Annotated in this window: 19 protein-coding genes and 2 pseudogenes; 6 read left to right on the forward strand and 15 right to left on the reverse strand. The window is 53.3% G+C overall.

Annotation, left to right across the window (positions count from 1 at the left end; all coding sequences use genetic code 11):
* The first annotated feature begins 52 nt into the window (after positions 1–52).
* From GF423_RS07450 to GF423_RS07460, 3 genes are all read left to right on the forward strand, one after another.
* Complete coding sequence (locus GF423_RS07450) at positions 53–1375, forward strand: alpha/beta hydrolase-fold protein (RefSeq protein ID WP_206113161.1); 1323 nt, start codon at positions 53–55, stop codon at positions 1373–1375.
* Between the two features lie 272 nt (positions 1376–1647).
* Complete coding sequence (locus tag GF423_RS07455; protein ID WP_154327752.1) at positions 1648–2454, forward strand: type IV toxin-antitoxin system AbiEi family antitoxin domain-containing protein; 807 nt, start codon at positions 1648–1650, stop codon at positions 2452–2454.
* Complete coding sequence (locus GF423_RS07460) at positions 2451–3254, forward strand: nucleotidyl transferase AbiEii/AbiGii toxin family protein (protein WP_154327753.1); 804 nt, start codon at positions 2451–2453, stop codon at positions 3252–3254. The genes GF423_RS07455 and GF423_RS07460 overlap by 4 nt, the downstream gene beginning before the upstream one ends.
* A 193-nt stretch (positions 3255–3447) precedes the next feature.
* On the opposite strand, the gene GF423_RS07465 is transcribed toward GF423_RS07460, so the two are convergent.
* The 7 genes from GF423_RS07465 to GF423_RS07495 all read right to left on the reverse strand — a co-directional run bounded on the left by GF423_RS07465 (position 3448) and on the right by GF423_RS07495 (position 9235).
* On the reverse strand, positions 3448–3834 hold the full coding sequence (locus tag GF423_RS07465; protein WP_154327754.1) for a rhodanese-like domain-containing protein: 387 nt from the start codon (positions 3832–3834) through the stop codon (positions 3448–3450).
* Positions 3831–4367, reverse strand: a complete 537-nt coding sequence (locus GF423_RS07470; RefSeq protein ID WP_154327755.1) for a hypothetical protein — start codon at positions 4365–4367, stop codon at positions 3831–3833. Before GF423_RS07470 ends, GF423_RS07465 begins: the two co-directional genes overlap by 4 nt.
* A 132-nt stretch (positions 4368–4499) precedes the next feature.
* Entirely contained in the window at positions 4500–5540 is a 1041-nt protein-coding gene (gene mutY, locus GF423_RS07475) for an A/G-specific adenine glycosylase (RefSeq protein WP_154327756.1), read from the reverse strand.
* Positions 5537–5995 carry a 2-amino-4-hydroxy-6-hydroxymethyldihydropteridine diphosphokinase gene (gene folK, locus GF423_RS07480; RefSeq protein ID WP_154327757.1) on the reverse strand — a complete coding sequence of 153 codons (459 nt, stop codon included), beginning with the start codon at positions 5993–5995 and terminating at the stop codon, positions 5537–5539. The genes mutY and folK overlap by 4 nt, the downstream gene beginning before the upstream one ends.
* The gene (locus GF423_RS07485) at positions 5996–7444 is read right to left on the reverse strand and encodes an aminoacyl-histidine dipeptidase (protein ID WP_154327758.1); all 1449 of its coding nucleotides are present in this window, start codon (positions 7442–7444) and stop codon (positions 5996–5998) included.
* Positions 7445–7491: 47 nt separating this feature from the next.
* Positions 7492–7929 carry a Fur family transcriptional regulator gene (locus GF423_RS07490; RefSeq protein ID WP_154327759.1) on the reverse strand — a complete coding sequence of 146 codons (438 nt, stop codon included), beginning with the start codon at positions 7927–7929 and terminating at the stop codon, positions 7492–7494.
* Entirely contained in the window at positions 7922–9235 is a 1314-nt protein-coding gene (locus GF423_RS07495; protein WP_154327760.1) for a hemolysin family protein, read from the reverse strand. Before GF423_RS07495 ends, GF423_RS07490 begins: the two co-directional genes overlap by 8 nt.
* Positions 9236–9414: 179 nt before the next feature.
* Between GF423_RS07495 and GF423_RS07500 the strand changes: the two genes are divergently transcribed.
* Positions 9415–9897 (forward strand): DUF4112 domain-containing protein, encoded by a 483-nt coding sequence (locus GF423_RS07500; RefSeq protein ID WP_154327761.1) that lies wholly within the window; start codon positions 9415–9417, stop codon positions 9895–9897.
* Positions 9898–10180: 283 nt separating this feature from the next.
* Here GF423_RS07500 and GF423_RS07510 read toward each other — a convergent pair whose 3' ends face one another.
* The 5 genes and pseudogenes from GF423_RS07510 to hsdR all read right to left on the reverse strand — a co-directional run bounded on the left by GF423_RS07510 (position 10181) and on the right by hsdR (position 15493).
* Positions 10181–11050: a restriction endonuclease subunit S gene (locus GF423_RS07510; protein WP_394367033.1), complete on the reverse strand. Its 870-nt coding sequence runs from the start codon at positions 11048–11050 to the stop codon at positions 10181–10183.
* Positions 11047–11335: pseudogene (locus tag GF423_RS14365) on the reverse strand (restriction endonuclease subunit S); the annotation flags it as partial. The gene GF423_RS07510 and the pseudogene GF423_RS14365, both read right to left, overlap by 4 nt.
* Before the next feature lie 125 nt (positions 11336–11460).
* Positions 11461–11613, reverse strand: a pseudogene (locus GF423_RS07515) (DNA-binding protein); the annotation flags it as partial.
* A gap of 13 nt (positions 11614–11626) precedes the next feature.
* Entirely contained in the window at positions 11627–13135 is a 1509-nt protein-coding gene (locus tag GF423_RS07520; RefSeq protein WP_154327763.1) for a type I restriction-modification system subunit M, read from the reverse strand.
* Positions 13136–13141: 6 nt separating this feature from the next.
* On the reverse strand, positions 13142–15493 hold the full coding sequence (gene hsdR / locus GF423_RS07525) for an EcoAI/FtnUII family type I restriction enzme subunit R (protein WP_154327764.1): 2352 nt from the start codon (positions 15491–15493) through the stop codon (positions 13142–13144).
* Between the two features lie 182 nt (positions 15494–15675).
* Between hsdR and GF423_RS07530 the strand changes: the two genes are divergently transcribed.
* Positions 15676–15900 (forward strand): hypothetical protein, encoded by a 225-nt coding sequence (locus GF423_RS07530; RefSeq protein ID WP_154327765.1) that lies wholly within the window; start codon positions 15676–15678, stop codon positions 15898–15900.
* On the opposite strand, the gene GF423_RS07535 is transcribed toward GF423_RS07530, so the two are convergent.
* From GF423_RS07535 to GF423_RS07545, 3 genes are all read right to left on the reverse strand, one after another.
* Positions 15887–18382, reverse strand: coding sequence for a M6 family metalloprotease domain-containing protein (locus tag GF423_RS07535; protein WP_154327766.1), 2496 nt, complete (start codon positions 18380–18382; stop codon positions 15887–15889). The two genes, GF423_RS07530 and GF423_RS07535, sit on opposite strands and share 14 nt — an antisense overlap.
* A 158-nt stretch (positions 18383–18540) precedes the next feature.
* A complete protein-coding gene (locus GF423_RS07540; RefSeq protein WP_154327767.1) occupies positions 18541–23067 on the reverse strand; it encodes a DUF6383 domain-containing protein in 4527 nt (1508 codons plus the stop codon).
* A gap of 119 nt (positions 23068–23186) precedes the next feature.
* Complete coding sequence (locus GF423_RS07545; protein ID WP_154327768.1) at positions 23187–24911, reverse strand: helix-turn-helix domain-containing protein; 1725 nt, start codon at positions 24909–24911, stop codon at positions 23187–23189.
* A 150-nt stretch (positions 24912–25061) separates the two neighbouring features.
* Here GF423_RS07545 and GF423_RS07550 point away from each other — a divergent pair, with 150 nt between their 5' ends.
* A complete protein-coding gene (locus GF423_RS07550; protein ID WP_154327769.1) occupies positions 25062–25451 on the forward strand; it encodes a RidA family protein in 390 nt (129 codons plus the stop codon).
* The last annotated feature ends 161 nt before the right edge of the window (positions 25452–25612 follow it).

Consider the following 25612-nt stretch of genomic DNA (forward strand, 5'->3'; position numbering starts at 1 on the left):
TTTTATTTACAATGCACACGACACGATGAGAAGACATATACTCGCAATTGCAATGGCAATAACGACGATAGCGGGCGCTGCGGGCGCCCATGTGATGATCGACGGCAAGCTGCAAGGCTCGGCCATATACCCGGGCACCGAGCACGCCTATCAGGTCTACGTGCCCGAGCAGTACACAGGCAAGCAGGCTGCCTGCCTCTATGTGGGGCTCGACGGGGTGCTGTGCGATGCCCCGCGCGTGCTCGACAGCCTCATCGCCGCGGGCAAGATGCCTGTGACGATAGGGGTGTTTTTGCAGCCTGGAGTGGTGAAGAACGCGCGCGGCGAGGTGGTGCGCTACAACCGCAGCTACGAGTTTGACTCGCCCACTGCCGTCTTTGCCACTTTTCTCGACCGCGAGGTGCTGCCGGCCATCGAGGGCACGGTCACGCCCGACGGGCGGGTGATAAAGCTCTCGGGGCGGGCCCAGGACCGCGCGATATTCGGCTTGAGCAGCGGCGGCATTGCTGCCTTCACGGCGGCATGGCACTGGCCCTGGCAGTGGGGGCGTGTGTTCAGCGGTGTGGGCACCTTTGTGGGCATGCGCGGCGGCAACGACCTGCCCAAGATGGTGCGCAAGACCGAGCCCAAGCCCATCAAGGTGTTTCTGCAAGATGGCACCGCCGATGCCTGGAATGCGCTTTTCGGGCACTGGTATGAGGGCAACCGCATGCTGGCCTCGGCGCTCGACTTTGCGGGCTACGATGTGAAGTGCGACTGGAGCGACTGCGGCCACAACGTGACGCGGGCCACCCAGATTTTTGCCAGTGTCATGACCTGGCTGTGGCAGGACTGGCCAGCCGCTATCGTGGCGGGCACCACGCGCAACGACATGCTTGCCGCCCTGCTTGTGCCAGGCAGCAACTGGGTGCCGGGCAGCATCGCTGGCGGTCACGCCGGGCCACCCCGGCACATGGCTGTGTACCCCGACGGCAGCCTCATGGCCAAGGCCGTGCCGGGCAGCAACTGCTTGCAGCAATGGGTGGTTGAGAACGGGCATGTGATGCACGGCGAGCCTTTCTACTGGCTCGAGAGCTATGGCAACGCGCAGCTGCACACGGGCGGCATGGCCTATGACAGCAAGGGTAACCTGTGGGTGGTGACCGATGCAGGCATCCAGGTGTGCGACCACAACGGCCGCGTGCGGGGCATCGTCGACCTGCCTGAGGGCCTCGACGGCGATGTGAGCAATGTCGACATCGCAATCTTGCCGCGGGCTGTGAGGCTCACGGCGACAGGACAGGCGCATGAGGCTGCCTGCCCCACGTGGACGCGCGAGTTCAATGTGGAGCCTCCTGTCGCGGGCGTGCGGCCGCCCTCGCAGGGACAAGGATGAACGCTGCCCCCATGTGCGACGGCGGAGACAAAGCCGTGTGCCCCCTGCAAGCCGCCCCGGCATGGGGGCGAAACCAAGTGGCTCGGCGCCTGCCTGGCCTGGCTGCAATAGTCTTTGTACCGTTGTGGCAGGCATCGGTGTATAGAGCAGAACGCCTTGGCGAAAACTCTTGGGGTGAGCAATGACGAAATCAAGAAAAACATTTTTCTTTTTTGAAAAAATAGTGCGTATTTAATATCTTTTTTGTTATATTTGCATCAAAACCGCCCAATATGACATTGCGAAAATGGATTGAAGACAGGGCTATTCATGGTTATCCCACGTTTTCTGTCGAGGATGTGAGAGCAACGGGTTTGTGCTCTTCAGAGCAGATTCTTCAGAATGAACTCTCAAGACTATGTTTAAACAAGACCATAGCCAATGTATATAGAGGATATTATGTAATCATCCCTGTCCACTATGTATTGCGCGGTTCGGTACCTGCGACTTATTATATCGACCAGTTAATGGCTTATCTTAAAAAGCCTTACTATGTGTGTATGCTTAGTGCCGCAGAGCTGCTGGGTGCTGCTCACCAGCGTCCCCAGCAATTCTCAATTATGACGATTTTCCCAAAGCGTCGCATTGTTTCTACTCGTAATGTGACCATTGAGTGGTTTTATCGAAACACACTGCCACCAGAGGAGGCCTTTGTCACGAAGAATACAGAAACGGGCACTATCTGTATATCTAATCCTCTGCTGACGGCTGCCGACCTTGTACAGTATCAGCAACATGTGGGAGGACTGTCGCGAGTTGCTACCATACTTGAAGAACTCTCAGAGCAGATCGACGTGAAAAAGCAATTTACTCCGCTTGTAGCCTGTGTGAAAAAAGTCGTGTGGCAACGACTTGGCTATTTGCTTGAAAATGTTGTCGAACAAAAGAAGCTGGCAGATGACTTGTATGAGCAGTTGAGTGCATCGTCAGGTTATCTCAAATATCAACCTTTGAGCACATCGGCTGTTGATCGTTCATCTCTGAGAGATAGCCGATGGAAAATTAATATCAACATAGTAATAGAAACAGACGATATATGATAAACAGAACGGCGATACAACAATGGAGTAAGTGTGCTCCGTGGATTGATAATGCCCAGGTGGAACAGGACCTGATAATATGCCGTGCCTTGGTTGCCATCTTTAGCGATGAGTTCTTGGCATCTCAGTTGGCATTCCGAGGTGGAACCGCCCTGCACAAACTCTATCTTTCACCTCCGCCACGATACAGTGAGGACATTGATCTGGTTCAGATTGCTCCAGGACCTATCAAGCCTGTCATGTACCGATTAGGGGAAGTCCTTGACTGGCTGCCAGAGAGAGTGACCAAGCAGAAACGGTACAACAACACGATGTTGTTCAGGGTGGAATCTGAAATACCGCCTGTAGTACAGATACGCCTGAAAGTTGAAATCAATTGCTTCGAACATTTTAACGTACTTGGACTGGCAAAGATCCCGTTCAAAGTTGAAAACTCATGGTTCGCTGGCGAGGCCCAACTCACATCCTATCATTTCGAAGAATTGCTGGGTACCAAACTTCGTGCTCTTTACCAGCGAAAGAAAGGCCGTGATCTTTTTGACCTTTATATCGCCTTGCAACGAAAAACTGTAGACGTTGACAGAGTCCTGCAATGTTACAGAAAATATATGGAGTTTGTGGTTGACAAGGTACCATCTTATAAGCAGTTTGTAAACAACATGCAGAAGAAAATGGAGGATCCTGAGTTTACTGGCGACACGCAGTCGCTCTTGCGTCCTGGCATCACGTTCGATGCGAGCGATGCATATCAGCTCATTTATGAGACCTTTATAGCGAAGATGGCAGGAAGAAGGGATTGAATTCCCTGCGCTGCTAAGGAGGTTTTTCGGTTACTCAAAGGCTAACAACATAGTTAGGTGACTCCTATAGCCTGTGACGGGCTTCAACTCATGCATCGATGGTCTTGATCTTTCAAGGCTAAAAACATCTTGTGCCACGGCCTGCAAAGGCTATGTCACAAGATGCTGAATGGTTTGGCAACGACGGCGGCGGCTACTTTACAATCTTCTTGTCGGCTACCTTCCAGTCGTTGATGCCGCCGGCGAGGTTGGTCACCTTGAAGCCAGCGTCGGCCAGCTGCTGGGCGGCGCGGGCACTGCGCTTGCCGCTGCGGCAATACACTGCCACGGGTTTGCGACGGTCGAGCCGCGCCCGGGCCACGTCGATGAAGTCGTCGGCCTGCATGTCGATGTTTTGCGCGCCGTCGAGGTGGCCGTCGAGATACTCGGCCGGCGTGCGCACGTCGACGAGCTGCACCCCTGGCCGGGCGACGAAGGTCTCAAACTTGTCGACGCCCAGGGTGGTGAAGTTGAGGTTGCTCGAGCACGAGCCCAGCAACATGCCTAAGAGGCTTATCATGAGTAGAATGCGGGTTTTCATCGGCGGTCGCGTCGTGGGCTCACCGGGTGGGTGATGATTTGTAAAAATGCCTTGCCGCGGCGGGGGCGCACGGCCTTCTCAGGGTCTTCAAACATGGCCTCGTTCTCGTCGATGTACTTGTGCCACTTGTCCTCGAGCATGTCGGCCAGCTTGGGCTCCAGGATTTGGCCCGAGTGTCCCGAGTCCCACACAAAGCCCGGCAGGTCGCGCTGCAGCTCGGCAGTGGTGATGATGGGGGCCTTGTCGGGATTGATGATGATGTCGGGCTCCATGTCCATGTAGAACACTTGACGGCCCTTCCCGCTCCAGTCCTCGGCCTCGAAGGGCTCGCTCGAGAGCACACCCTTCATCACGATGCCCGTGTTGCCCTCGCCCACGCGCACCAGGTAGAAGCGGTCGCAGGCCTGGGCATGTTCCCAGTCCCACACGCTCCAGTTGAAGTACTCCTCGATGCAGTTTTTCATGCTCTGCTCGTAGTCGTGCATGTTGACCGACGATATCGAGGGATTCCACATCAGTATTATCGTATTCATAGCTTATAGGTTTTAGCACTCGTTGTTAAGTCGAGTTTTGATTACTACAAATATAATGAATAAGCCCTTGAGTTGCACGCCGAGGGGTATTAAAAATTTTAAAAACTATTGTCGCGGTTTGCCAGCTGTGGGTCAGGGCAGGGCCTCGAGCAGGCGCTCTACGAGGCGGGGCATGGCATAGCGGTCACGGTCGCGCTCCTCGATCCAGAAGTAGCCGGGGGGCAAGGCTGGCCTGCTGCCGGTGGCCAGCAGGTAGAAGTCGGCATAGATGGTGCGGTGCGTGAGCTGGTGCTTCACGGCGTGGCACAGCTCCACGGGGCCGACGCCGGGTGCGATGTCGAGGTGCGGCATGCCGCGAAGCTCGCCGGCCGCAGTGGCCGTGGCCGACTCGTACAGCACCGGCTCGTAGAGGCCTTGCCATATATCGCCGGCCTCGCGGCGGTGAATGGCGGTGCACCCGTCGCAACGCAGGTACACATACTGGAAGTAGCGCGTGGTCACACGCGCGCTCTTGAGCTTAGCGGGCAACTGGTCTACCCGGTGGCTGTGCAGGGCCTCGCAGGTGTCCTCCAGCGGGCACTGGCTGCAGCGGGGCGACCTGGGCGTGCAGCAGGTGGCCCCGAAGTCCATCATGGCCTGGTTGAACGCGGCGGCCTGGTCCACTGGCAGCAGGCTCTGGGCCAGGGCTGCAAAGGTCTTGCGGCCCGCCGTCGTGTCGATGGGGGTGTCGATGCCATAGTGGCGCGAGAGCACGCGGTAGACGTTGCCGTCGACTGTGGCCACCGGCCGTCCGAAGGCTATCGAGGCAATGGCGGCAGCCGTGTAGTCGCCCACGCCCTTGAGGGCTTTCAGCCCCTTGAAGTCGGCCGGGAAGCCGCCCATGGCCACCACTTGGCGTGCAGCTGCAAGCAGGTTGCGGGCACGGCTGTAGTAGCCCAGTCCCTGCCACATGAGCAGCACCTCGTCTTCGCTGGCCGCGGCCAGGTCGCCCACTCGCGGCCAGCGGTGCACAAAGCGTTGCCAGTAGTCGCGTCCCTGGTCGATGCGCGTCTGCTGCAAGATGACCTCGCTCAGCCATATAGCATAGGGGTCGCGCGTGTGGCGCCACGGCAGGTCGCGGCCGTTGAGGCGGTACCAGTGCAAAATGCGCGCCTGGAAACTGTCGTTGCTCATGACTCGAAGGTGGCCGGTCGCAGCTGGCGCAGCGGCGTGAGGAAAAACGGGCGTTCCATGAGGTGGGGGTGGGGCACCGTGAGGCCGGGCTCGTCGATGGTCACCTGCTGCCAGCGTGAGTGCCGGCCGTGGGTAGCGGTGTCTTGCTCGATATAGACGATGTCGATGTCGACCAGGCGGTCGATGTAGTGGCCCGCAGCGTCGCGGTGGCAGGGGCTGCCCAGCTGTGCCTCGATGCCGTGTATCCAGTCGAGCACCTGGCGCGCTGTCTTGCTTGTGGTGAGGGCCACGCCCACGTTGAGAAAGTCGTGGGGCGAGTCGAAGCCCCAGGCCCGCGACTGCACAATCGAAGAAACCTGACACCCGCCAGTGCCTGCACTGAGCAGGGCAATGGCGCGCATCAGGTTGCTATGGCGGTCACCCAGATTGGTGCCGATGTTGAGATAATATTTCAACTACTTGATGTGCTTTAAGATGTCGAGCAGATGATCCCACACCAGCTTCACTGTGGGAATGTAGAGGCACTCGTCGGGCGTGTGCACGTTGCGCAATGTGGGGCCAAACGAGATCATGTCCATGTCGGGGTAGCGCTCGGCAAAGAGGCCGCACTCGAGGCCGGCATGTATGCCTATCACCTTGGGCTCCTTGTGGAACAGGCGCTCATACGACTCCTTGGCAATCTCCACGAGCTTGCTGCCGGGCTTCATGGGCCAGGCGGGGTTGGCCTCGTTGTGCACAATGTTGTAGGCGCCGGCCAGGCGGAATGCTGCCTCGACGGTGTTGCACATGTTGAGCAGGTTGCTGTTCACGCTGCTGCGCTGCAGCGATATCACCTTCAGGTAGTCGGTGCCGGTCTCCACCACCGACACGTTGCTCGAGGTCTCGACAAGCCAGCTTATTTCCTCGGCCTGGCTCATGGCATACACGCCGTTGTCGACAGCCTGCAGGGCCATGACGATGTTGCGGCCTTGCTCGCGTGGCAGCACCTGCTCGACGGGAGCGCTCGACAGGGCAAATTGCATGTTGGTATCGGTCACAAAGTACTCGTTTTTCACGTCGGCCTGGAATTTCTCCCAGTCCTTGCGCACCTGCTCCACCATGCCGCCGGGCACAGCTGCCACCACCTTGCCGTCGCGCGGAATGGCGTTGTGCATCTTGCCCGAGTCGAAGCTGGCAAGCCTCAGGTCGAGCTTGTCTTGCTCGATGTAGAGGAAGCGGGCCAGTATCTTGATGGCGTTGGCACGCTTCTTCTCGATGTCGTCGCCCGAGTGGCCGCCGTTGAGGCCCTTGAGCGAGAGCAGGATGAAGTCGTAGCCGGCAGGAGCGTCCTCGCGGGCAAAGTTGAATGTGGCCTCGGTGCCGCAGCCGCCAGCGCAGCTTATGAAGATCTCGCCCTCGTCCTCGCTGTCGAGGTTGATGAGGTACTTGCCGCTCATGAAGTCGCTCTTCATGCCTATGGCACCCGAGAGCTCGGTCTCCTCGTCGCGGGTAAACACGCACTCGATGGGCCCGTGCTCGATGTCGTCGCTGGCCAGGATGGCCAGCTCTATGGCGTCGCCTATGCCGTCGTCGGCACCCAGCGTGGTGCCCTTGGCACGCAGCCAGTCGCCGTCGACGTAGGTCTGGATGGGGTCGTTGTAGAAGTCGAAGTCAACGTCGACGAGCTTGTCGCACACCATGTCCATGTGGCTTTGCAGCACCACGGTGGGGCGGTCTTCGTAGCCCTTGGTGGCAGGCTTCTTGATGAGCACGTTGCCAGTCTCGTCGACTACTGTCTCAAGGCCGTGGTTCTTGCCGAAGTCCTTGAGATATTCAATCATTTTCTCCTCGTGCTTTGACGGGCGAGGAATCTTGTTGATTTGAGCAAACTGATCGAAAACGATCTTGGGTTCTAATTTTGCCATAATATTTTGATTTAAAAGATTAAGTATTCCTTTTTTTTTCACTGTCATCAATCCTGCTGCATCGCGGCCTGGGCGGCACAGCGTGGACACAACCCCTTGACCAGGTAGTTGACCCCTCGCACCCGGTAGCCGGCAGGCAGCTGCACCTGGGGCACGTGCACCTGGCTCAGGCAGAAGGTGCGGTTGCAGCGCTCGCAGTAGAAGTGCACGTGGCGGTCGCTGTCGTGCTCGTCGCCGGTGCCGTGGCACAGCTCATACTTGGCACTGTCGCTGCCGTCCTCGATCACGTGCACCAGCCCGTGCTCCTTGAAGGTGGCCAGCGTGCGGAAGATGCTGCTCTTGTCGATGGTGGCGATGCCCACCTCGAGATCGCTCAGCGACAGCGGGTTGCTGGCCTGGGCCAGAGCGCCCGCGATGATGATGCGGTTGGCCGTGGGCTTCACGCCATGGCGCTGCAGCATGTCCAGTATCTCGTTGCTATTCATCGTGCACCTCCTTGTCGTTGTTGCCGCTGGCCACCACGCGCACCAGCTCGATGCGGGCGGCCGACTTGCGCAGCACCGTGAGGGTGTAGCCGCCCTCAACCTCGATATGGTCGCCCTCGTTGGGCATGGCCTCCAGCTCGTGCAGGATGAGGCCGGCTATCGTCTGGTACTCGTCGCTCTCGGGCAAGTCGAGGTGAAACTCCTCGTTGATTTCTTCTATCTCCTTGCGCCCCGAGAACTCGTAGGTGTTGTCGCCTATTTGGCGGGCAACGAGCTTGTTGCGGTTGCGGTCGTGCTCGTCCTCGATGTCGCCAAATATTTCCTCGACCAGGTCCTCGAGCGTGACCATGCCGGCTGTGCCGCCAAACTCGTCGACCACGATGGCCATCGACCGCTTCTCGTGCAGCAGGTTCTGCATCATCACCTTGGCAAGCATCGTCTCGGGGGCAAAAAGCACCGGCTTCACCTGGTCTTTCCAGTTCACGTCGGTCACAAAGAGCTCGCTCACCGAGATGAAGCCCAGCACGTTGTCGATGTCGTCGTGATACACCACCAGCTTGCTCAGCCCCGTCTTGCCGAAGAGCTGCACCAGGTCGTCGCGGGTGGTGTCGGCGATGTCGACGCCCACAATCTCGTTGCGGGGCACCATGCAGTCGCGCAGGTGGGTGTCGCTGAAGTCGAGCGCGTTTTCAAATATCTTCATCTCGCGGTCCACCTCCACGTTCTCGTCTTCTTTCTTGTCGATGTTCTCCTGCAAGTAGGCGTCGAGCTCCTCGAGGCTGAGCGACCCTATCTCGCTCTTGTCGGCCTTGATGCCCAGCAGCCGCATCACGCCCTGCGATATCCACTCGGTGAACTTGGATATGGGATACAGCACCAGGTAGCACATGAAAAGCGGCAGCGAGAACATGCGCAGCGAGTAGTTGGGGTTGATGCGGAAGATGGCCTTGGGCAGAAACTCGCCGGTGATGAGAATGACCACCGTCGAGATGAGCGTGATGAGCAGCAGCATCAGCACCTCGTTGCTGCCCACGGCGGTGTGCTTGAGCGGCTCGGTGAGCAATGCCGACATGGCGATCGAGTAGACCACGTTGACCACGTTGTTGCCTATGAGCAACGTCGAGATAAACATGTCGCTGTGGTTGTAAAACACGTGGATGATGCGGTTGATGAGGCCCGACTTTTTCACATCGATCTCGACCCGCACTTTGTTGGCCGAGACAAATGCGATCTCCATACCCGAGAAAAAGGCCGAGAGGAGGATCGACACCACCATCACTATAATCCATGCACTGCTGCTTTCCATATTCTAATTGCAAAAATACAACTTTTTCTCAATATTCCACGCCCATGTGACGCATAAAACACCACAACCCTCGTCGTCGCGCTGGCTGCATGCTCCCACGGGGGGTGGGCCGCAACTGTGGCACGAATGTTGTAAGAGCTATAGTTGTAGACAAGTGTTGCGATGTAACTTCGTTTTTTATGCGCAAAGACAAGAAATACCTGCTCGGCCATCCGCTCTACCGTTTCATGCAGCGGTCGGAGAAGTGGATGGACCGCTACTTTGTCGACCCGCTGCTGGGCTTGCTCCTGCCCGGGGGGTGGGGCGACGCGCTGTCGGGCCTGCTCGCGCTGCCGGCCATCTACTACAGCCTGTGGGTGGTGCGGTCGGTGCCGCTCACGCTCGCCGTCACGCTCAACGTGCTCGCCGACGTCGTTCTGGGCCTGCTGCCCTTCATGGCCGGCGACGTGATCGACTTTTTCTTCCGCTCCTATGGCCGCAACATGCGGCTCATCACTGGCTACGTCAACGGCGACAAGCAGGTGGTGGCCCACGTGAGGCGCAAGGCCGCCCTCTCGGCTGTTGCCATCGTTGTGCTGCTGGCGCTCCTCGTCGTGCTCATGTGGCTGGCCTGGCAGCTCGGCCAGTGGGTCTGGCAGTGGTTGCAGCAAGCCCTGCAGTAGCGCTGCCGGCCGCTACCTCGCCACCATTTTGCCAAAGGGCGCCACAGCCAGCCCCATGAGGCTGATGTGCATCTTGCCCCAGGGGTTGCCCACGATGGTGAATAGCGCCGCTACAGGAAATTTTTGTGGTTACCCACACATTTTTCCTGTAGCACATCTTCAATTGGATTGTTTGTTGTATCTTTGCATATAGAAGCTATATGTATTGATTTTTAGCACTTTAAGACTAATGCTTTTTCTTGAATCACACAAGAAATGCGGCTTCTTTTTTAGTTAATATGCATTATTCAGGATAGATAAAATCGGATGTAGGCATTGTTGACTCCATTGGCATAAACACAATTTTACCTCTTGTCCAATTCCATGATGCAGGCAATTCAAATGGTATTTCCTCTGTTATATCTTCACAATGTTTGCCTACCTGCTCATAATACTTGTTATCGTCACCTTTGAAGATAACACTATCGTTGAGGGCTGACTTCTTTAGCTTGCCTTTTTTAACAAGTTTCTGCTTCTCTGTTTTTATCTGTTCAAGCAGTTCTTGCGCTGTTCCTTCTTCTGCAATTTGTGGTACAAGTCTCCCTTGAATTGCCTCTTGCAGAATGGATTTTTTCAGACACTCAGATAGTGAAACGTTGAGCAAATCAAGGTTATATTGTGAAATAGAATATTTATCTACACTTGGTAGTACTTCCTTAATTTTGTCAACAATTCGCATTTGCTCCTCAAAAGGGGCAATAGGAACTAAAAGCTGAGATACCTTTTCAGCATTAATGTTACATTGCTGTACCCCAATAGTCTTGACTTCCTTACAATAGGAACGCACATATGGCGATGAAAAAATATAATTCAGATACTCAGAGTTAGTCTTTATAGGACGAAGTAAAATAAGATATCCTGCGTAAATAACATGCCTGTTTCCTTTGAATATTGCTGTCTTGCCGACCAGTTCAGCACTATTTGTTCTATTGAACAACAAGTCTCCATCTTGCAGTAGATATTTTCTATTATCCTCTACATTATTGCTAAAAACTAATTTGTCATAAACCACTTCGCCATCTTGAATGTTACCCATACGTAAAACAGGAACATCTCCATTTGATAATGATTTACTTGATGTTCCATATTTGGGCGGATAAATAACATCTCTCAATCTGCACCATTCCCACCCCTCTGGTATCTCAAACGGTATCTCCTTATCTATGCACTTCACCTCTCCCGTGGCAAGCATCTTCTCATAATAGGAATTGTCCTCACCACGGTAGATGATAGATGCGTTCTTGTCTCGCTTGATTTTCTTCTCTTTTATCAGGTGTTCTTTCTCCTGACGAATCTTTTCAAGCAGTACGCTTGCTGGTTCGTCATTGGGGTCTTGGGGCACAAGTTTTCCTTGTATAGCCCATTGCAGTATGCTGTTTTTTAATTGCTTCCCGTTCATTCTGTTCTAATTGATTTAGAAGTTTTCATCTTTTTGTTTCTCCTGCTGGTAGAACTGATAGAGTTTCTTCCCAATCTTGTCTTTCTTGAATGTTCGCTCATGATTCATCGGTGTCATAGACAAACGTAGTTTTCCTCTGTTATTGCAGCAGGAATATAGTTGACATCCTGAGTGGTTTTGCTCGCCTCATTTATAAGGTGAGCAAATTGCAACTTAAACTCTTTCAGTGACTTACCCTTACATAAAACATATCCGTTATGCTTTAATTCTTCGCTATTTTTGAGGGGGGTACTAATCCTTGCTGATTTCTATTCCTAATATCCGCTGTATTTCTGCCAACGTCTTGTCGATCTCGTGGTCGAGAGCCTTGCGCTTCTTGAAGTAGTCGGCGAGGAGTTCGGCAGGAGGAAGTATTTCTTCTTCGTCCTTTGGGAACTTGCATTGGTCGAAGTTACAATCCATGTCAAGAAGCTGCTGCGCAGTAAAACAGCGTGATTTCTCATCGTTGTTCTCTGCATCCACAATCTCTTGTCGATTAGTCCACCAGTCGATGATTGGCCGACAGTGTTCAGCTCGCATGGGCTTTGTCTTAGAGAAATGTTTATAGCCTTCTGGCATGTCAAGACGATAGAACCATGTTTCTTTCGTGCTAAATCCCTCTTCTGCGCCTTCTGCCTTTTCATTGTTGAAGAAAAGGATATTGGTGGCAATTGATGTGTAAGGTGCAAAAATGCTACCAGGCAATCGGATAATAGTGTGAAGGTTGAACTCACGAAGCAGTTTTTCCTTGATTGCCAGTTTCGCATTGTCGGCGCCAAACAGGAAACCGTCTGGAAGGATAACCGCAGCACGGCCTTTTTCGGCAAGACGATACATGATAAGAACCATAAATAGGTCGGCTGTCTCGCTGGAACTCAAATCAGATGGGAAGTGCTGCTTTATGTCATTTTTCTCGCTACCTCCGTATGGTGGATTCATAAGTATGACATCGAACTTGTCTTCATCTGTGTAATTAAGCACATCCTTTGTCAGAGAATTGTCGTGCATCACTCTTGGAGAATCAATGTCATGCAGGAGCATATTTGTGACGCACAGCATATAAGGGAATTGCTTTTTTTCAATGCCATAGACTGAATTTTCATATTCCTCTTTATCTTCTGCCGTCCTCACCTTCTTGTCAAGAGCTTTTAGCCAGCTCGTTATAAAGCCACCGGTACCACAGGCAAAGTCTGCCATCTTTTCACCAACTTTAGGGTCGATAATTTCTGCCATGAAGTCGGTCAAGGCACGTGGTGTATAGAACTCACCTGCAGAGCCTGCCGACTGCATCTCTTTCAGGATGGACTCATAAATCTCACCGAAAGCATGGCTTTCTTCATAGTTGCCCAGGTCAAGTTGGTCAATGACATTGATAACCTGGCGAAGCAAAACGCCATCCTTCATATACTGGTTGGCATCCTCAAAAGTAGTACGAACGATGGCACTACGCATCGGCGTTGAAGGATTAACCTCCAATCCTTTCAACGTGGGGAATAGCGTATTATTAACGAAATCCAATAAGGCATCGGCAGTTATCGTTTCACCTTCACCATTATCTTTCGCCCAGTTGCGCCATCGGCAATTCTCAGGTATGAACGACTTATAATTATCTTCATTAAACTCCCAATCGTTTTCCTTCTCATCATATACTTTCAAAAACAACATCCATGCAATTTGCTCGATACGCTGGGCATCGCCATTGATACCTGCATCGTTGCGCATGATGTTTCTGATGCTCTTTACAAAATTGTTAAGTGCCATATCTGGTTATGCTATGCTGCTATAAATTAAACTTTCAAGTTCCTTCACTGCTGAAAAATACTGCTGGTTGCCACCAAAGAATTTTGCTATGTTGGCTGGTGAACCCATTTGCCGGAACGGATCAAGGCGTAGAACCGTTCTATTCTCCAACTGGGTAATACCATCATTGGCATATTTATCGAGCAATGCTTCCAGTACCTTCCGGGCTTCGGCACCATACTTGTTGAAGATGTCGCGCTTCTTCACGTTCTCAGCACGTTCACGTCGAGTCAACGGCTTCTTCCCATAAGCGATATGACAGATGAAATCGAAATCATCAACGTCATCCATATTCCTGTCATGTTTCAACGCTTGCAGGTCAATACCGCTTTCACGGAGTAGGTCTGTAATTTCAGCCTTCTTATCAGCTTTATTCCATCTGTGAATAAAGTCATCAAGATTGGCGTAGGTGTTGTTGATGTTCTTTCGGGTATAATCTGTGATGCTCTCTGTGCGAAGAAGTTTGCCGTTGGTATCATATACAGACACTACTTTGTTGATAACCTTAACCGTGCATCCATCCTTATCAACAATAGGTTTAGGCGGGCGTTCCGGCTCGGGTTCGCTCACATCCATTGGCTCTTCCTCAATCACTGGATAAGGCTTTGGTGTGCCTTTTACATAATTGTCGTTAACCTCAATCGGACCATCCCAGTCGGGGTCGGCAAACAAACGTGTCACATTACGAAAATCCATGATTGTGAAATGGGTCTTACCTTCTTTTTCACGGATTCTGGTTCCACGGCCCACAATTTGCTTAAACTCTGTCATAGAACCGATGCGCTGGTCAAGTACAATGAGTTTAACCATTTTGCAATCTACTCCAGTAGAGAGCAACTTACTTGTAGTGGCGATAACGGGGTACTTGGAAGCGACGGAAATAAAGTAGTCAAGTTTTGACTGCCCATAAGGGTCGCTGCCTGTGATACGCACTACATAATCTGGGTTTTTCTTGCACATGTCGGAATTTTCATTGACAAGTGCCGTGCGCATACGGTCGGCATGGTCTTCGTCGGCACAGAACACAATGGTCTTTGCCATCCTATCTGTGCTCTTCAAGTACTGGGTTATCTCATGTGCAACCTCTCTGATTCTATCTTCTATGATGATATTGTAATCATAGTCAGAGTTATTATAGATGCGGTCTTCTATGAGGTTGCCGTTTATGTCTCTTTGTCCTTTAACTGGTCGCCATTCATCACCAATGTTGGTTGTAATGTTTACAACCTTGAAAGGCGCAAGGAAACCATCTTCAATACCTTCCTTTAGGCTATATGTATAGATAGGCTTCCCAAAATAACTGATGCTGGACTGGTATTTTGTTTCCTTTGGGGTTGCAGTCATACCCAGTTGAATTGCACCATCAAAGTATTCCAGTATTTCACGCCAGTTGCTATCATCTTTGGCACTTCCGCGATGGCACTCGTCAACGATGACCATATCAAAGAACTCTGGCTTAAACAGCTCCTTGTAGTTCTGTTTCCCTTCTTTCCCAATTAGCTGCTGGTAAAGAGAGAAATATACTTCGTATGCTAAGTGTCCACCATGTGTATCAATGTCGCTCTGATAATCTACTTTATGGATTGTACTTGACAGGGGCTTAAAGTCTTGCTGAATAGACTGGTCAACCAAAACATTTCGGTCAGCCAGATACAAGACTTTCTTTACTAAACCAGCTTTGAGAAGACGATAAACTATTTGGAAAGCAGTATATGTCTTACCCGTTCCTGTCGCCATGACAAGCAACAAGCGGTTTCTACCTTGTGCAACCGCATTGACGGTACGGTTCACGGCGTTACGCTGGTAGTATCGAGGTGGGAAAATGTCTTGTCCTGTGCAGTACGGCTGATCGATGATTTTCTTTTCTTCATCCGAGAAGCCTTTACCACCATTACTCTCAGTAAGGAATCGAGCATATAATTCTTCTTTCGTTGGAAAGGCATCCATCGAGAAAGAACGTTCCTTTCCTGTCAGGAAATCATATTCTTGATAACCTTGGCCATTGGAACTGAAAGCAAAAGGAATATCCATCATTTGGGCATATTCCTTTGCCTGTTGCATTCCAAATGAGACTGTATGATTTGCGTCCTTGGCTTCAACAATGGCAATGGGGGTGGCACGATTGTAATAAAGCATATAGTCTGCAAACTTAGCTTTACCACGAGCCACTAAATTTCCTCTAAGGTTAATCTTGCCATCTGTAAGTTTAACCTTAGTCTCCATAGTTATGTCTTCTACCGACCATCCCTTTTTTAGTATGGATGGAGTGATGTACCGTAGTTTTATGTCTTCTTCAGACAGTGCCAGTATATTATCCATATGCAACTTCCGATAAGTGTATATTATGGAGATATATTACAAAGATACTTGTTTTTTGCGAAAAAGAGTCCTTTGCATTCCGTTTTATATTTAATGCTGATTATTCAGACGTAGATTCCAAAACGAAGTGCAACATTGAGGAGGCTACATTATTGCCCCAAGGGTTGCCCACGATGGTGAGCATGAGCAGCAGCGATGACATCCATGGTGATGCCCAGACCGCCGCACAGGAGCCAGAAGAGATTGGCAAGCGTTCTTATTTCGATTTATTGTTGCACATTTTGCCACAAAGAAAGATAGCAACTGTCTCCCAACCATCACCACAAAAACAAGCACAAAGCCCTGGAAGCTACCAGGGCTACCAGGGCTTTGTGGGCACGGGTTGCACTCCCGCTATTGCAGGATGATGTGGATGAGCGCGGTCACGTCGGTCACGTTTAGACTGCCATCGCCATTGAGGTCACCTGCCTCCAAGTCGAGTTGCCCGTTTCCTAAAATGGCATTAATGATGACCGATACATCGGTCACATTTACCTGGCCGTCGCCGTTCAGGTCACCCCGCAGGCCAGTGCCTTGCAGGTTGACCATGAGCTGCTGGCTCCAGGGAGAGAGCGAGCCGTCGGGGTACACGGCCTGCACCTGGCAGGCATAGGTACGGTTGCTGTCAAGGCCTTGCACTGTGTAGCAAGTGTCGGCAATGTTGCCCACCGAGAGCTGCGTCGAGTCGGGCACTGCTACTGGAAGGCCCGCCATGAGGCTGGCCGCGACATCGCCGGCATAGATGTCTACATGCTTGAGTTGCACGCGCTTCTTGGCCTCGGTGTTTTCTATTTTCAGCACATTGCTGGTTGTGCCTTGGCCCGTGAGCTTGAAAATATACACCGAGTCGTTGCTGGCAAGCGTTTCGGCATGGGTGTCAATCGCATTGCCGCTCTCGTCGAGCCAGGAGACTTTCATGGCCACGCCCTTGTCGTAGCCATAGGCCCTTGCTGCAACCGCCACTGTAGTGACCCCGTTGCAAGCTGTGAGGTCGATTTCAGGACTGGAGATGCTGCCGCATTGCTGTGAGGTGCCCAAGCGCAGATAGCCCTTGTCCTTATAGGTGCCCTTGTTGCTCTCGGTCCAGGTGGTTGCGCCGTCGGCGAGATTTTCGGTGATTATCTTCCAGCTCGACGGAGCTTGCTTGGAGTCGTAGAGCCACAGCGTGTAGTGTGCCTGTGTGCTGTCGACCGGTTGCCAGTGGGCGGTGAATGATGATGCCGTGAGCTGGGTGGGGGTGGTCAATACAGGCCGGTCGTGCTTCTCGACTTTCTTAATGTACCAAAACGATGCTGTCCCGTCGGCGTTTAGGTTGATGTCGGTGACGGGCTTGCCCAGCATGCCGGCATTGCCGTCGATGGTGCCGTCGGCAGCGAGGTAGAGATCGGCCTTGGGTGCCGACCCGTCGGTAAAGCTGTGATTGCTCTTGCCGTAGAGGTCGGTCGACACGGTGGCATGACTGGCTACGGCATCGGCCGGGACAAAGGTCATGAGTTGCACTTTCTCGTTGTTGACCGTGTTTTTGTCCCACCTGCTGGGCACATAACTCACATGGGTGATGAGCACGCCCTCGTCGGGGATGTAGCTGTCCCAACCTTGCTTGGCCCGGTTTTCGAGAATGTAGTACTCGTTGCTGTTGAGCTCGCTGGTGATTTTCACAGCCACGTCGGTCGAGTCGCTGCCCTGATTAAACCTGGGCAGCACATATCGTGTGTTGCCCACAGGTGTGGCCAGGTCGAGCCATCCCATGTAGTTTTTCTCATAGGCATTGTAGCCAATGGGAGTGTAGCCGCCGTTGTTGTAGCATCCATAGTCGAGCAGGCTCCAGCAGTCCATGCCCACATATCCAAACATGTAGGTGGTTTCGTAGAAATCGGGCAGACCCAGGCAATGTGAAAACTCGTGGCAGAAGGTGCCTATTCCGTCCATCTTTGTGCCGCTGTCGTCGGAACCGTTGACCTCGTTGAACACTGCAAACTTGTCGACCTTGGTGCCTGCATAGGTGAGTGCGCCTGGGCCGTCGCCATAGTGTGCTGCCTCGGTCAGGTTCCACTGGCAGGGCCAGATGGAATTGGGCACAGTGAGCGCGGCTTGGGCCTCACCCACGCCGGCATACACGACGATAACCACATCGCAGTCGCCGTCGCCGTTGTTGTCGTAGTCGGTCCAGTTTATCTTTCCTTCGGCTTGTGCTTTCTCACAAGCTTCGGCCACCATGCGGGCCACGCCTGCATCCTTGGCAGCAGTGCCACTGTCTTTTCCATAGGTCTCTCGTGTGTTGTCGAGCGTGTAGATGCCAAACACATCGAAGCGCGGATTGTACTTGCCGTTGGACTGGTCTTGAAAATACTGGTTCACGCTGGCAGCACCTTGCGTGTACTGGGCCACAAAGTCGTCTTTGGTGTGCGACATGGCCTTGTCCTTGTATTGCACAAGCAGGATGGGTATGCGCGGGCTGCCGCTGTGAGGCACCTGGCTGTGCAGTCGTTGCGCATTCACGGCTTTTATCAATCGGCGTGCAGGCTCATTCATCAGTGTGCCCAACTTGAGCTGCCGGGCTTCCCGGGCAAGAAACGATTTCTCGATTGCACTGCGCAGCTCTGGGTCATGGGCCATCACCGTAGTAGGGCCGTCTGCCGTAAGATAGCAGTAGCTGCCTGAGCTGTCCTTGGCCACAGCGAGGCCGTCGCGGGTGACAATGACGTGGCCAAACTCGTCGCCGGCCACGCCGAGTGTGAGCTGCGACCCATCGGGCTGGGTCACCTCTACACGCTGCCGCATGGCTGGCACCGCAAGCGCAGTGCTGCATGCCCAAAGCAGAGCTCCTGTTGCAAGTAATATTTTTTTCATGTAATTTGTAGAATGGTTGTTGGTTGTTGTGTGTGTATTCTAAACAAAACCAATTGGGCTGTTCTCCCTGGCGAGGGCAGCCCAATTGTGTTGTGTAGAATGGCTGGAGAAGCGGGCACCGCAAGAGAGGGCGGTGCCCACTTTGTGCACAGCCGGTGCTATCTCACATAGACCTTTGCAGCGGTGTAACCGTCGACCTTGACGATATACACGCCGGTCGACAGGTTCACAGTCTCGCGTGAAGCGCAATTTGCCTTGGCAAATGCCTGTGTGCCTGCCACAGTGTACACGTCGACTGTTCTGCCCACTGCGCCCATGATGATGACACACTGGTTGCCTCCCACGATTTTCACACCATTGATAGCGGCATTCACGCTCTCAAGGCCTGTAGGCTCTACAACAGCCACGTTGGAGTGGCCCGACTCGCCCTCGTTGTAGAGCGCGGTCACCGTGTAGGTGAGCGACCCTGCGGGAGCCGACTCGTCGCTATAGGCGGTAGTCGAGGTCCTCCCCACTATCTCATTGTTGCGATACACATTGTAGCCCTCTATCTTGAGGTTGCTGGCATCGCGAGTGTATTGCACATCGTCGAGCATCATCACGGCTTGGCCTGTAGCCACAAAGCGAATTGCAAAATACTTGGCATCGGCAGGCAAGGTGAAGGTGTGTTGTGCCCAGTCGGCTCCGTCGAGCGAATCGGCTCTCACAAGGCTGAAGTCGTCGATGTTGTTTCCCGATTTCGAGGCAAGCAGCTCAACATGTGCGCTGGCGTCATCGGCCTTCATGTGCATGGTAAAGAAACTTACTTCGGTGCCGCCTTTCACAAGTGGAGAAATCAGCCAGTTGTCGGCAAGAGGTGTCTGTTGATTGTAGGGAGAACTTGGGTAGTAGCCGTCGCCGCCAAACGAAATCAAGTACTGGTTGCCACTCTTGGCTTTCCACATGTCGTCGGTCAAGCCCAGCAGGGTAGGATTAAACACTTGGTAGGCATTGGGCTTGTACTCTCCGGCATAGTCGTTTACACCATTGGGGGCAAGAGTGTTCTGCCCGTCGGCGTCATATACTTTCCAGTCGCCTATGCCATCAACTGCAAGAGGCTGATAATCTTCAAAGCTATCGGTCACCGGCAGCTGGCCGTTGCCAGTGTTGGGCGCGTTGAAGGTGAGCTCGATTGCATTTGACTGCTCGCTGGCCTGCAACCCGGTGGGGGCAGGCAGTGCCGAGTTGCGTTGTGCAAAGACTGTGGCGACCGGCGTCGTGTCGTTGAGGGCGTTTTCGTCGCCGGCAGCTGTCACCACCACTTTGAAGTTGTAGTTCTGGCCGCACTCATCGGTGTTGAAGGTCTTCTTAAACACATGTTCAAAGCTCTGCTCGGTCTTCAACTCGGTGCCAGTCACATTTTCCACTTCCTTGTCGTTGCAATACAGTGCCACCTTGTAGCCGCTGGCTGTGTTCAAGCCGCGGTTGGTGACCTGGGCTTTGAGTTCTATTTCCCTGCCTGCCTTGGCCACAGTCGTCGAGGGCTTGATGCTCACGGCTTGGAGGTCGTTGTTGAGATAGTCTTCCAGCTTCACCTGATCGATGAAGTAGTAGTGACTCTTGCCCAGGTCGGAGTGCCCAAGTAACGAAAGTCCCACTCGCTTCAATCCCTTGAGCTTGGTGAGCGGCACGCGCACCAGGGTCCAGCCGTCGTTGGCATTGGCACGTATTGTGTCGCTCATGGCAACGTAGTCGCTGCCGTTGGTGGTGCCTTCTACGATGAGCCACACGTCGTCGGGCAGCTTGGTGTTTTGATACATGTAGAAGGAGAGCACTGGATTGCTGAGTGCTGTGATGTCAATCACGGGGCTCTTGAAGCGGCACTTGGCCTCAACATCGAGCACCGAGTAGCGGTTGCAGAAGAGCAGGTCGCCGCGGTCGTTGTCGTAGGGCTGCACAGTTTCGTCGAAAGAGCCATCGTCGAAGTACCAGCAATTGCCCAGGTCGTTGTCGACAAGCACCTCGTCTTTCCATTTGCCGAGGTCTTCTCTCTGCCAGGCCCAGGTCATGGTCCAGGGTGCCGCATAGGGCTTGCCCATTGGGATCGTTGTCGATGTGAGGGCCGACGTGCCTTGCTCGTTCACAGCCTTGACCTTGAGGGTTTTCCACTCGCCCGACGTGGTGCTCACGTTGCCTGTCAGGTCGGCGTCGTAGGTGGTCTCCAGCACGCCGCTGTCGACTTCTTTCTCGTCCCAGTCGTAATCGCCGGTGGTAATTGTATAGGTGAGCTTTGAAAGGTCGATAGCGCCGCCGTGCAAGCCCGTAGTGGGTGCTGCCCAAGTGAGCCGCACTGTGTTGCTGTCGCTTGTCCACACAGCTTTGAGATGTGACACAGCGCCGGGAATGTCGTAGCCGGCGTAGCGTGTCACTTCAGTGCGCCAGCCGTCTCCGGCATTGTTGAACGGCACTATGGTATACACGTTGTTGCCCGCCTTGGCGGCGTCGTCGGTAAAGGTGTATTGGGTGCCGGCTTTCACGTTGTCGTCGGTCTTGATGAGCACGGTGTCGCGATAAATCTTCAAGCCAAGCGATGATATTGAAGCCCCGGCTATAGTCTTGGTGGGCGTGACCATCGAGAGCTTGACTTTAAGCTCGCTGCCTGTTGACGTGGCTGAAAGTTGGGTTACCGAGTCGGGACCGGCGGTGGCAGCAAACTCGTAGAGGCGTATCGAGTCGAGATTGCACAGCGCTTGCTCACTCACCGTGTGGAATCCAATGTGGTTCTTGCCCGATGCCTCGGGAATGAAGTAATCGACATGATTTTGGAATGGTACCGAACCTGTGTAGTCTTTAAGTTGCTCGATCACTTGGCCTTGGGCAGTTGCAGTGTTGCTCGTGCCGCAGGTCACGGTAAACGTCTGCGGATTGAAAAACGAAGGCATCAGGGCATAGCTCAATTTATAGACGTGTTGGTTGTCGAGCATGATGGCAGGGCTTATTGCCCAGTCGTCGCCCCCCTCGCTGTTTTGAATGTAGCCATCTTGTTGTGATTCTCCAATGTAATGGAAAGTATTGCCATCGCCGTTGGCATCGATCACTGTCCACAACGGGAAGTTGTAAGCGTTGGAGAAGTATTCCTCGTAGGGTGGGGTGAAGGGCTGGCCGTGCACCACGGCATTGGTCCATGCGGGCTTGCCCTCGTTGTCATCTACCTTGGCAATGATCTTGTAGCTGTAGTTGTTCATCACCGAGCCCACGTTCTCACTATGTGTGGTGGAACCGATGTTGTGGGCAACCAGCACCGAATCGGGGAATCGATACACGTCATACTTGAGGTTCTCGGCGTCGAGATAACCGCCATGCACGCTCTGTGTGGGGGCAGTCCAGGCAACTGTGGCTTGATTGCTGTCGTCGATGGTGAGCGTGGCACCCGTCGATGCAGCAGGATCGTCTTTGCCGGCATAGGTCTTGATGAGTGTGCGGGGGCCGCGTCCTGCATCGTTCACGGCCCGTGCTGCGATGGTGTAGCGACCGCGAGCCGGGAAGGTGTAGTGAAATGATCCATTTGCGCCCGGAGCAACGCTTTGTGTGGCTATAGTGTCGTCGCCAGCCATGAGCAGCACGTCGACATTGCCAGCCAGGGTGCTGCCGTCGTAGGCCTTGGAAGGAGCGGTATAGCTGATGGTGCATGAAAGCGAACCAGGGTTGTCATAGGCCAGGCTGGCTGCTGGCATGGCAGCCGGGGCCTTGTCGGCGGCAAGGGGGTTCTTGATAAACATGCCTGTGATCTCGATGGGAGATGAAAACTTCTTGATTAAGGTCATTTTGCCCGTAGCTGGGTCGATTGAGTAAAGTATCGACAACAACGACGACGAGGATTCGTCAATGTGGAACGACGCCCACAAATACCGGTTGTTGACTGCATCGAAAGCAGCCGACTGGGCAAATGCTGGAGTGAAGCCCACATTTTTTATGGTTGTTGCCTCTCCTGTTTTTACGTCAATCTTGCTGAAATTGCCCGAGTCATCAACGCCATAGAGATTGCCTTTGTTGTCAAAAGCGAGTGCAAACATCGATGTCGTGGGTGCTATCGACTTGTAGCTCCAATCGTCGGTATTGAAGACTACCAGATTGTAGCTCTCCCATCGCCCCGTCGAGGTGTTGACGATGCCATATACTTTCTCGGTAAGGGGGTCGAAGGCCATGCCGTTGCACAGTTCGGGATTTGACCTTCCCTTGTCGACTACACTCTCGATTTGCCAGGTGCTGGCATCGTAGGTGTACCAGTGACTCTTGGTGTCGGTGCTGACATCGTAGACCATGGTATAGTACTTGCCGTCGCCGTAGGTGCCGAAGTTTCCAAAGCCCTCGCCTGTCTTCACTGCAGTGAATGTTGACGTTGAGCTGGCAGGAAACTTGTACATGCCATGAGGGATTGTCTTGCCTTTGTTGTTGTCGACGACAATGCCATAGAGCATGGTGGCGCTTGCTTCGGCCAGAGATGGAGCCTTGGAATCGCCCTTGTTGAGCAACTTGCCCAGACTGCTCCAGTTGCCGGCTACGGCTGTGCCCGACTGAACTGCCGTGCTGCCTGGCCCGTGCTGGACACGGTCGACTGGTCTTGACTGCAGAAACTCGCCTTGACCTATCGCCAGGCCCGAGGCTACAGTGACTGCAATAATTGCAGAAAGTAGTTTATGATTCATAAGTTGTGATTTTGGGTTGTGAAACAAAAAAATTCTGTCACAAAGTTAGAGCAACCGCTATGAACATGTAACAAAAATAAAGTGGCAACGTGTTCAAGATATAAAAAATGAACAAAAAATCACCTGTTTTTATCCGATTTCTCAATCTTGATGTATTCCGACGGAGTGAGCCCGGTCACACGTTTGAACGATGCAATAAATGTGGTGCGCGACTTGATGCCCACGCTGTTGGCAAGGCCCTCGATAGTGAGATTGCCGTATTTGGATTCTTGACTCATGCGCCTGATGGCTTCCTTGATGCGATACTCGTTGAGCAACCGGCTGAAGTTGCTGCGGTGCATCACCTTGATCACTGTTGACACGTCGCGTTGCTTGGCACTGACAAGTTCTGCAAGGCGTTTGGCTGTAAAATCGGGCAAGCATATGGTGGCAGTATCGTCCATTACCGTCTTGATGCGTTTGCCCAAGTCTTGCATTTCCTCGTTGCTCATGGAGCAGGCTTTGTGCTCGTTGTCGTCGTGTTTTGTGGCCGCCGGTGTGCCGTCACTGTCGTCGCTTGCCAGGGTGATCTCATCATCGAGCTCCTCGCCTGAGTTGTCATGGTCGACGAGGCCACGTGCCCGACGATAAAGCACCATGTTTTTACGCCGCAACTGCCGGTTCTTGTTGAAAAGCAAAAACAGGAAAAACACGACAATGGCAACGACAAGCACTGCCACGAGCGTGATCATCGTCTGTACCCGGTGTCGCTCTTTCATGGCTCTGATTTGGTCTTGGCTTTTCTCGAGCTCATAGCCAAAGCGCATCTCGCCCTCCGAGCGTGTCTGCTGGTAGTTAAGAATGGTGTCTTTCAAGTCGTAATACCTGATGCGGTAGTGCTCGGCTTTTTTCTTGTCGTTGAGGTTGGTGTAAATCGTGGCATAATTGTTGTAAACCTGCAGCCGGGCATCGTTCATGCCATATTTTACGGCTATCCTCTCGGGCTCCTCGAGACACTGCAGCGCCTTGGCATAGTCCTTTTCCCCATAGTACACGTTGGCCATGCCCAAGTAGGACATGTAGCGCATGCGAGAGTTGGTGAAATTGTCATCGAGCAGCATGATGATTTCTCTGTACTTGGCAATCGCCAATTGGTGCTCCCCCTCATTTTGTGCCGCGAGCGCGTGGTAGAGCAGGCGCGAGCAGTAACGGAAAGACCGCTTGGTCGTGCAAGGCAGCTTCTGAATAAACTCCCACTGCCTGGCAATAATGCCAGGCCTGTTGATGTTGAAGGCTATTATTGACAGGTTGATAAAGCTGTGATCAATAATGTGATCGTTGTGCTGGCGGCAGGCCAGGGCAAATGCCTTTTTGAAAAAACTCACAGCTCGGTCTCTCGACACGCTGTCGCGGGTCTGTATCGAGAGGTCCATATACATGGTGCCGAAGTTGTAATATATCATGGGCACTTCCTTGCCCATGTCTTTGGCAATGTCCATGGCCGAGTAGAGACTGTAGAAGGCCTCCCTATAGTCGTTGTAGGTGAGGAAGTAGACCTGCCACTTGCCCAAGAAGCCATCGAGGCAAGCACGCTTCTCGGCTTGAGGAAGGCTTGAGCTCCACCTGTTGGCTACAATGGTGTAGCACACCAGTGCGCTGTCGGGCATGCGCCGCTCAAATAGGTACTCTTTGCCTTTCCTCAGCAAGAGGGCCGACGACTCTTCGGCCCACTTTGTGTGGAAGAGCCTTGCGGCTCTCGCAGTAGTAGCTGTTGCCGCTATGAGCAGCGTGACTATGGCCGACCATATGTAGCAATATCGTGTCACCAGTGCAAATATAAGGAAAAATTGTTGAAAACGCATCATGGCCTTGGCAGCGATTGTGCCTTGGTTTTGTGCCAGGTGGAGGGTTGGGTGAAAAAAACTTGGGGATGCAGGGTGCAGTGTCGCGCAAAATCGTTAACTTTGAAGCAACATTCACTTAAAACTATTTATCGTTATAAACAATCACCAACTATGAAAGCAACCAGCACCACCAGCGCACCGGCAGCCATCGGCCCCTACAGCCAGGCCATCGTGACGGGCAATTTAGTCTTTGTGAGCGGGCAGCTGCCCATCGATCCTGCAACCGGCAGTTTTGCCCAGGGCGGCATCAAGGAGCTCACACGCCAGAGTCTCACCAACATGGCCCACATCCTCAGGGCGGCCGGGACCGACATGGCCCACGTGGTGAAGACCACTGTGTTTCTTGCCGACATGGACGACTTTGCCGGCATGAACGAGGTGTATTCCACCTTCTTCTCCCAGCCTTTCCCTGCCCGTTCGGCCATTGCCATCAAGACCCTGCCCAAGAATGCACGGGTTGAGATTGAGTGCATTGCCGAGATTGCGCCCACGCGCGATTGAACATTGGGCATGACCGCCACTGTGCGCTCTCGCTGTCGCGGCGACGTCGAGGACCAGGAGACCTGCGGCGCCGGCTGGGTGTTGTCACGCCGCATCGGTGGGGGGTGAGAAATTTTTCAGCACATGAGGCTCAACGTCCCAGCATGACAATGACTGCCCGG

It is taken from the genome of Sodaliphilus pleomorphus (assembly GCF_009676955.1).
In the GTDB taxonomy this organism is placed as follows: domain Bacteria; phylum Bacteroidota; class Bacteroidia; order Bacteroidales; family Muribaculaceae; genus Sodaliphilus; species Sodaliphilus pleomorphus.

Bases quoted from the DNA above. Each gene is read 5' to 3' on its own strand.
- GF423_RS07465 (WP_154327754.1), bottom strand. From the start codon at position 3,834: ATGAAAACCCGCATTCTACTCATGATAAGCCTCTTAGGCATGTTGCTG.
- GF423_RS07550 (WP_154327769.1), top strand. From the start codon at position 25,062: ATGAAAGCAACCAGCACCACCAGCGCACCGGCAGCCATCGGCCCCTAC.
- GF423_RS07455 (WP_154327752.1), top strand. From the start codon at position 1,648: ATGACATTGCGAAAATGGATTGAAGACAGGGCTATTCATGGTTATCCC.
- mutY (WP_154327756.1), bottom strand. From the start codon at position 5,540: ATGAGCAACGACAGTTTCCAGGCGCGCATTTTGCACTGGTACCGCCTC.
- GF423_RS07520 (WP_154327763.1), bottom strand. From the start codon at position 13,135: ATGGCACTTAACAATTTTGTAAAGAGCATCAGAAACATCATGCGCAAC.
- GF423_RS07540 (WP_154327767.1), bottom strand. From the start codon at position 23,067: ATGAATCATAAACTACTTTCTGCAATTATTGCAGTCACTGTAGCCTCG.
- GF423_RS07470 (WP_154327755.1), bottom strand. From the start codon at position 4,367: ATGAATACGATAATACTGATGTGGAATCCCTCGATATCGTCGGTCAAC.
- hsdR (WP_154327764.1), bottom strand. From the start codon at position 15,493: ATGGATAATATACTGGCACTGTCTGAAGAAGACATAAAACTACGGTAC.
- GF423_RS07545 (WP_154327768.1), bottom strand. From the start codon at position 24,911: ATGATGCGTTTTCAACAATTTTTCCTTATATTTGCACTGGTGACACGA.
- GF423_RS07535 (WP_154327766.1), bottom strand. From the start codon at position 18,382: ATGAAAAAAATATTACTTGCAACAGGAGCTCTGCTTTGGGCATGCAGC.
- GF423_RS07495 (WP_154327760.1), bottom strand. From the start codon at position 9,235: ATGGAAAGCAGCAGTGCATGGATTATAGTGATGGTGGTGTCGATCCTC.
- GF423_RS07500 (WP_154327761.1), top strand. From the start codon at position 9,415: ATGCGCAAAGACAAGAAATACCTGCTCGGCCATCCGCTCTACCGTTTC.
- GF423_RS07490 (WP_154327759.1), bottom strand. From the start codon at position 7,929: ATGAATAGCAACGAGATACTGGACATGCTGCAGCGCCATGGCGTGAAG.
- GF423_RS07460 (WP_154327753.1), top strand. From the start codon at position 2,451: ATGATAAACAGAACGGCGATACAACAATGGAGTAAGTGTGCTCCGTGG.
- GF423_RS07530 (WP_154327765.1), top strand. From the start codon at position 15,676: ATGAGCAGCAGCGATGACATCCATGGTGATGCCCAGACCGCCGCACAG.
- GF423_RS07450 (WP_206113161.1), top strand. From the start codon at position 53: ATGGCAATAACGACGATAGCGGGCGCTGCGGGCGCCCATGTGATGATC.
- GF423_RS07485 (WP_154327758.1), bottom strand. From the start codon at position 7,444: ATGGCAAAATTAGAACCCAAGATCGTTTTCGATCAGTTTGCTCAAATC.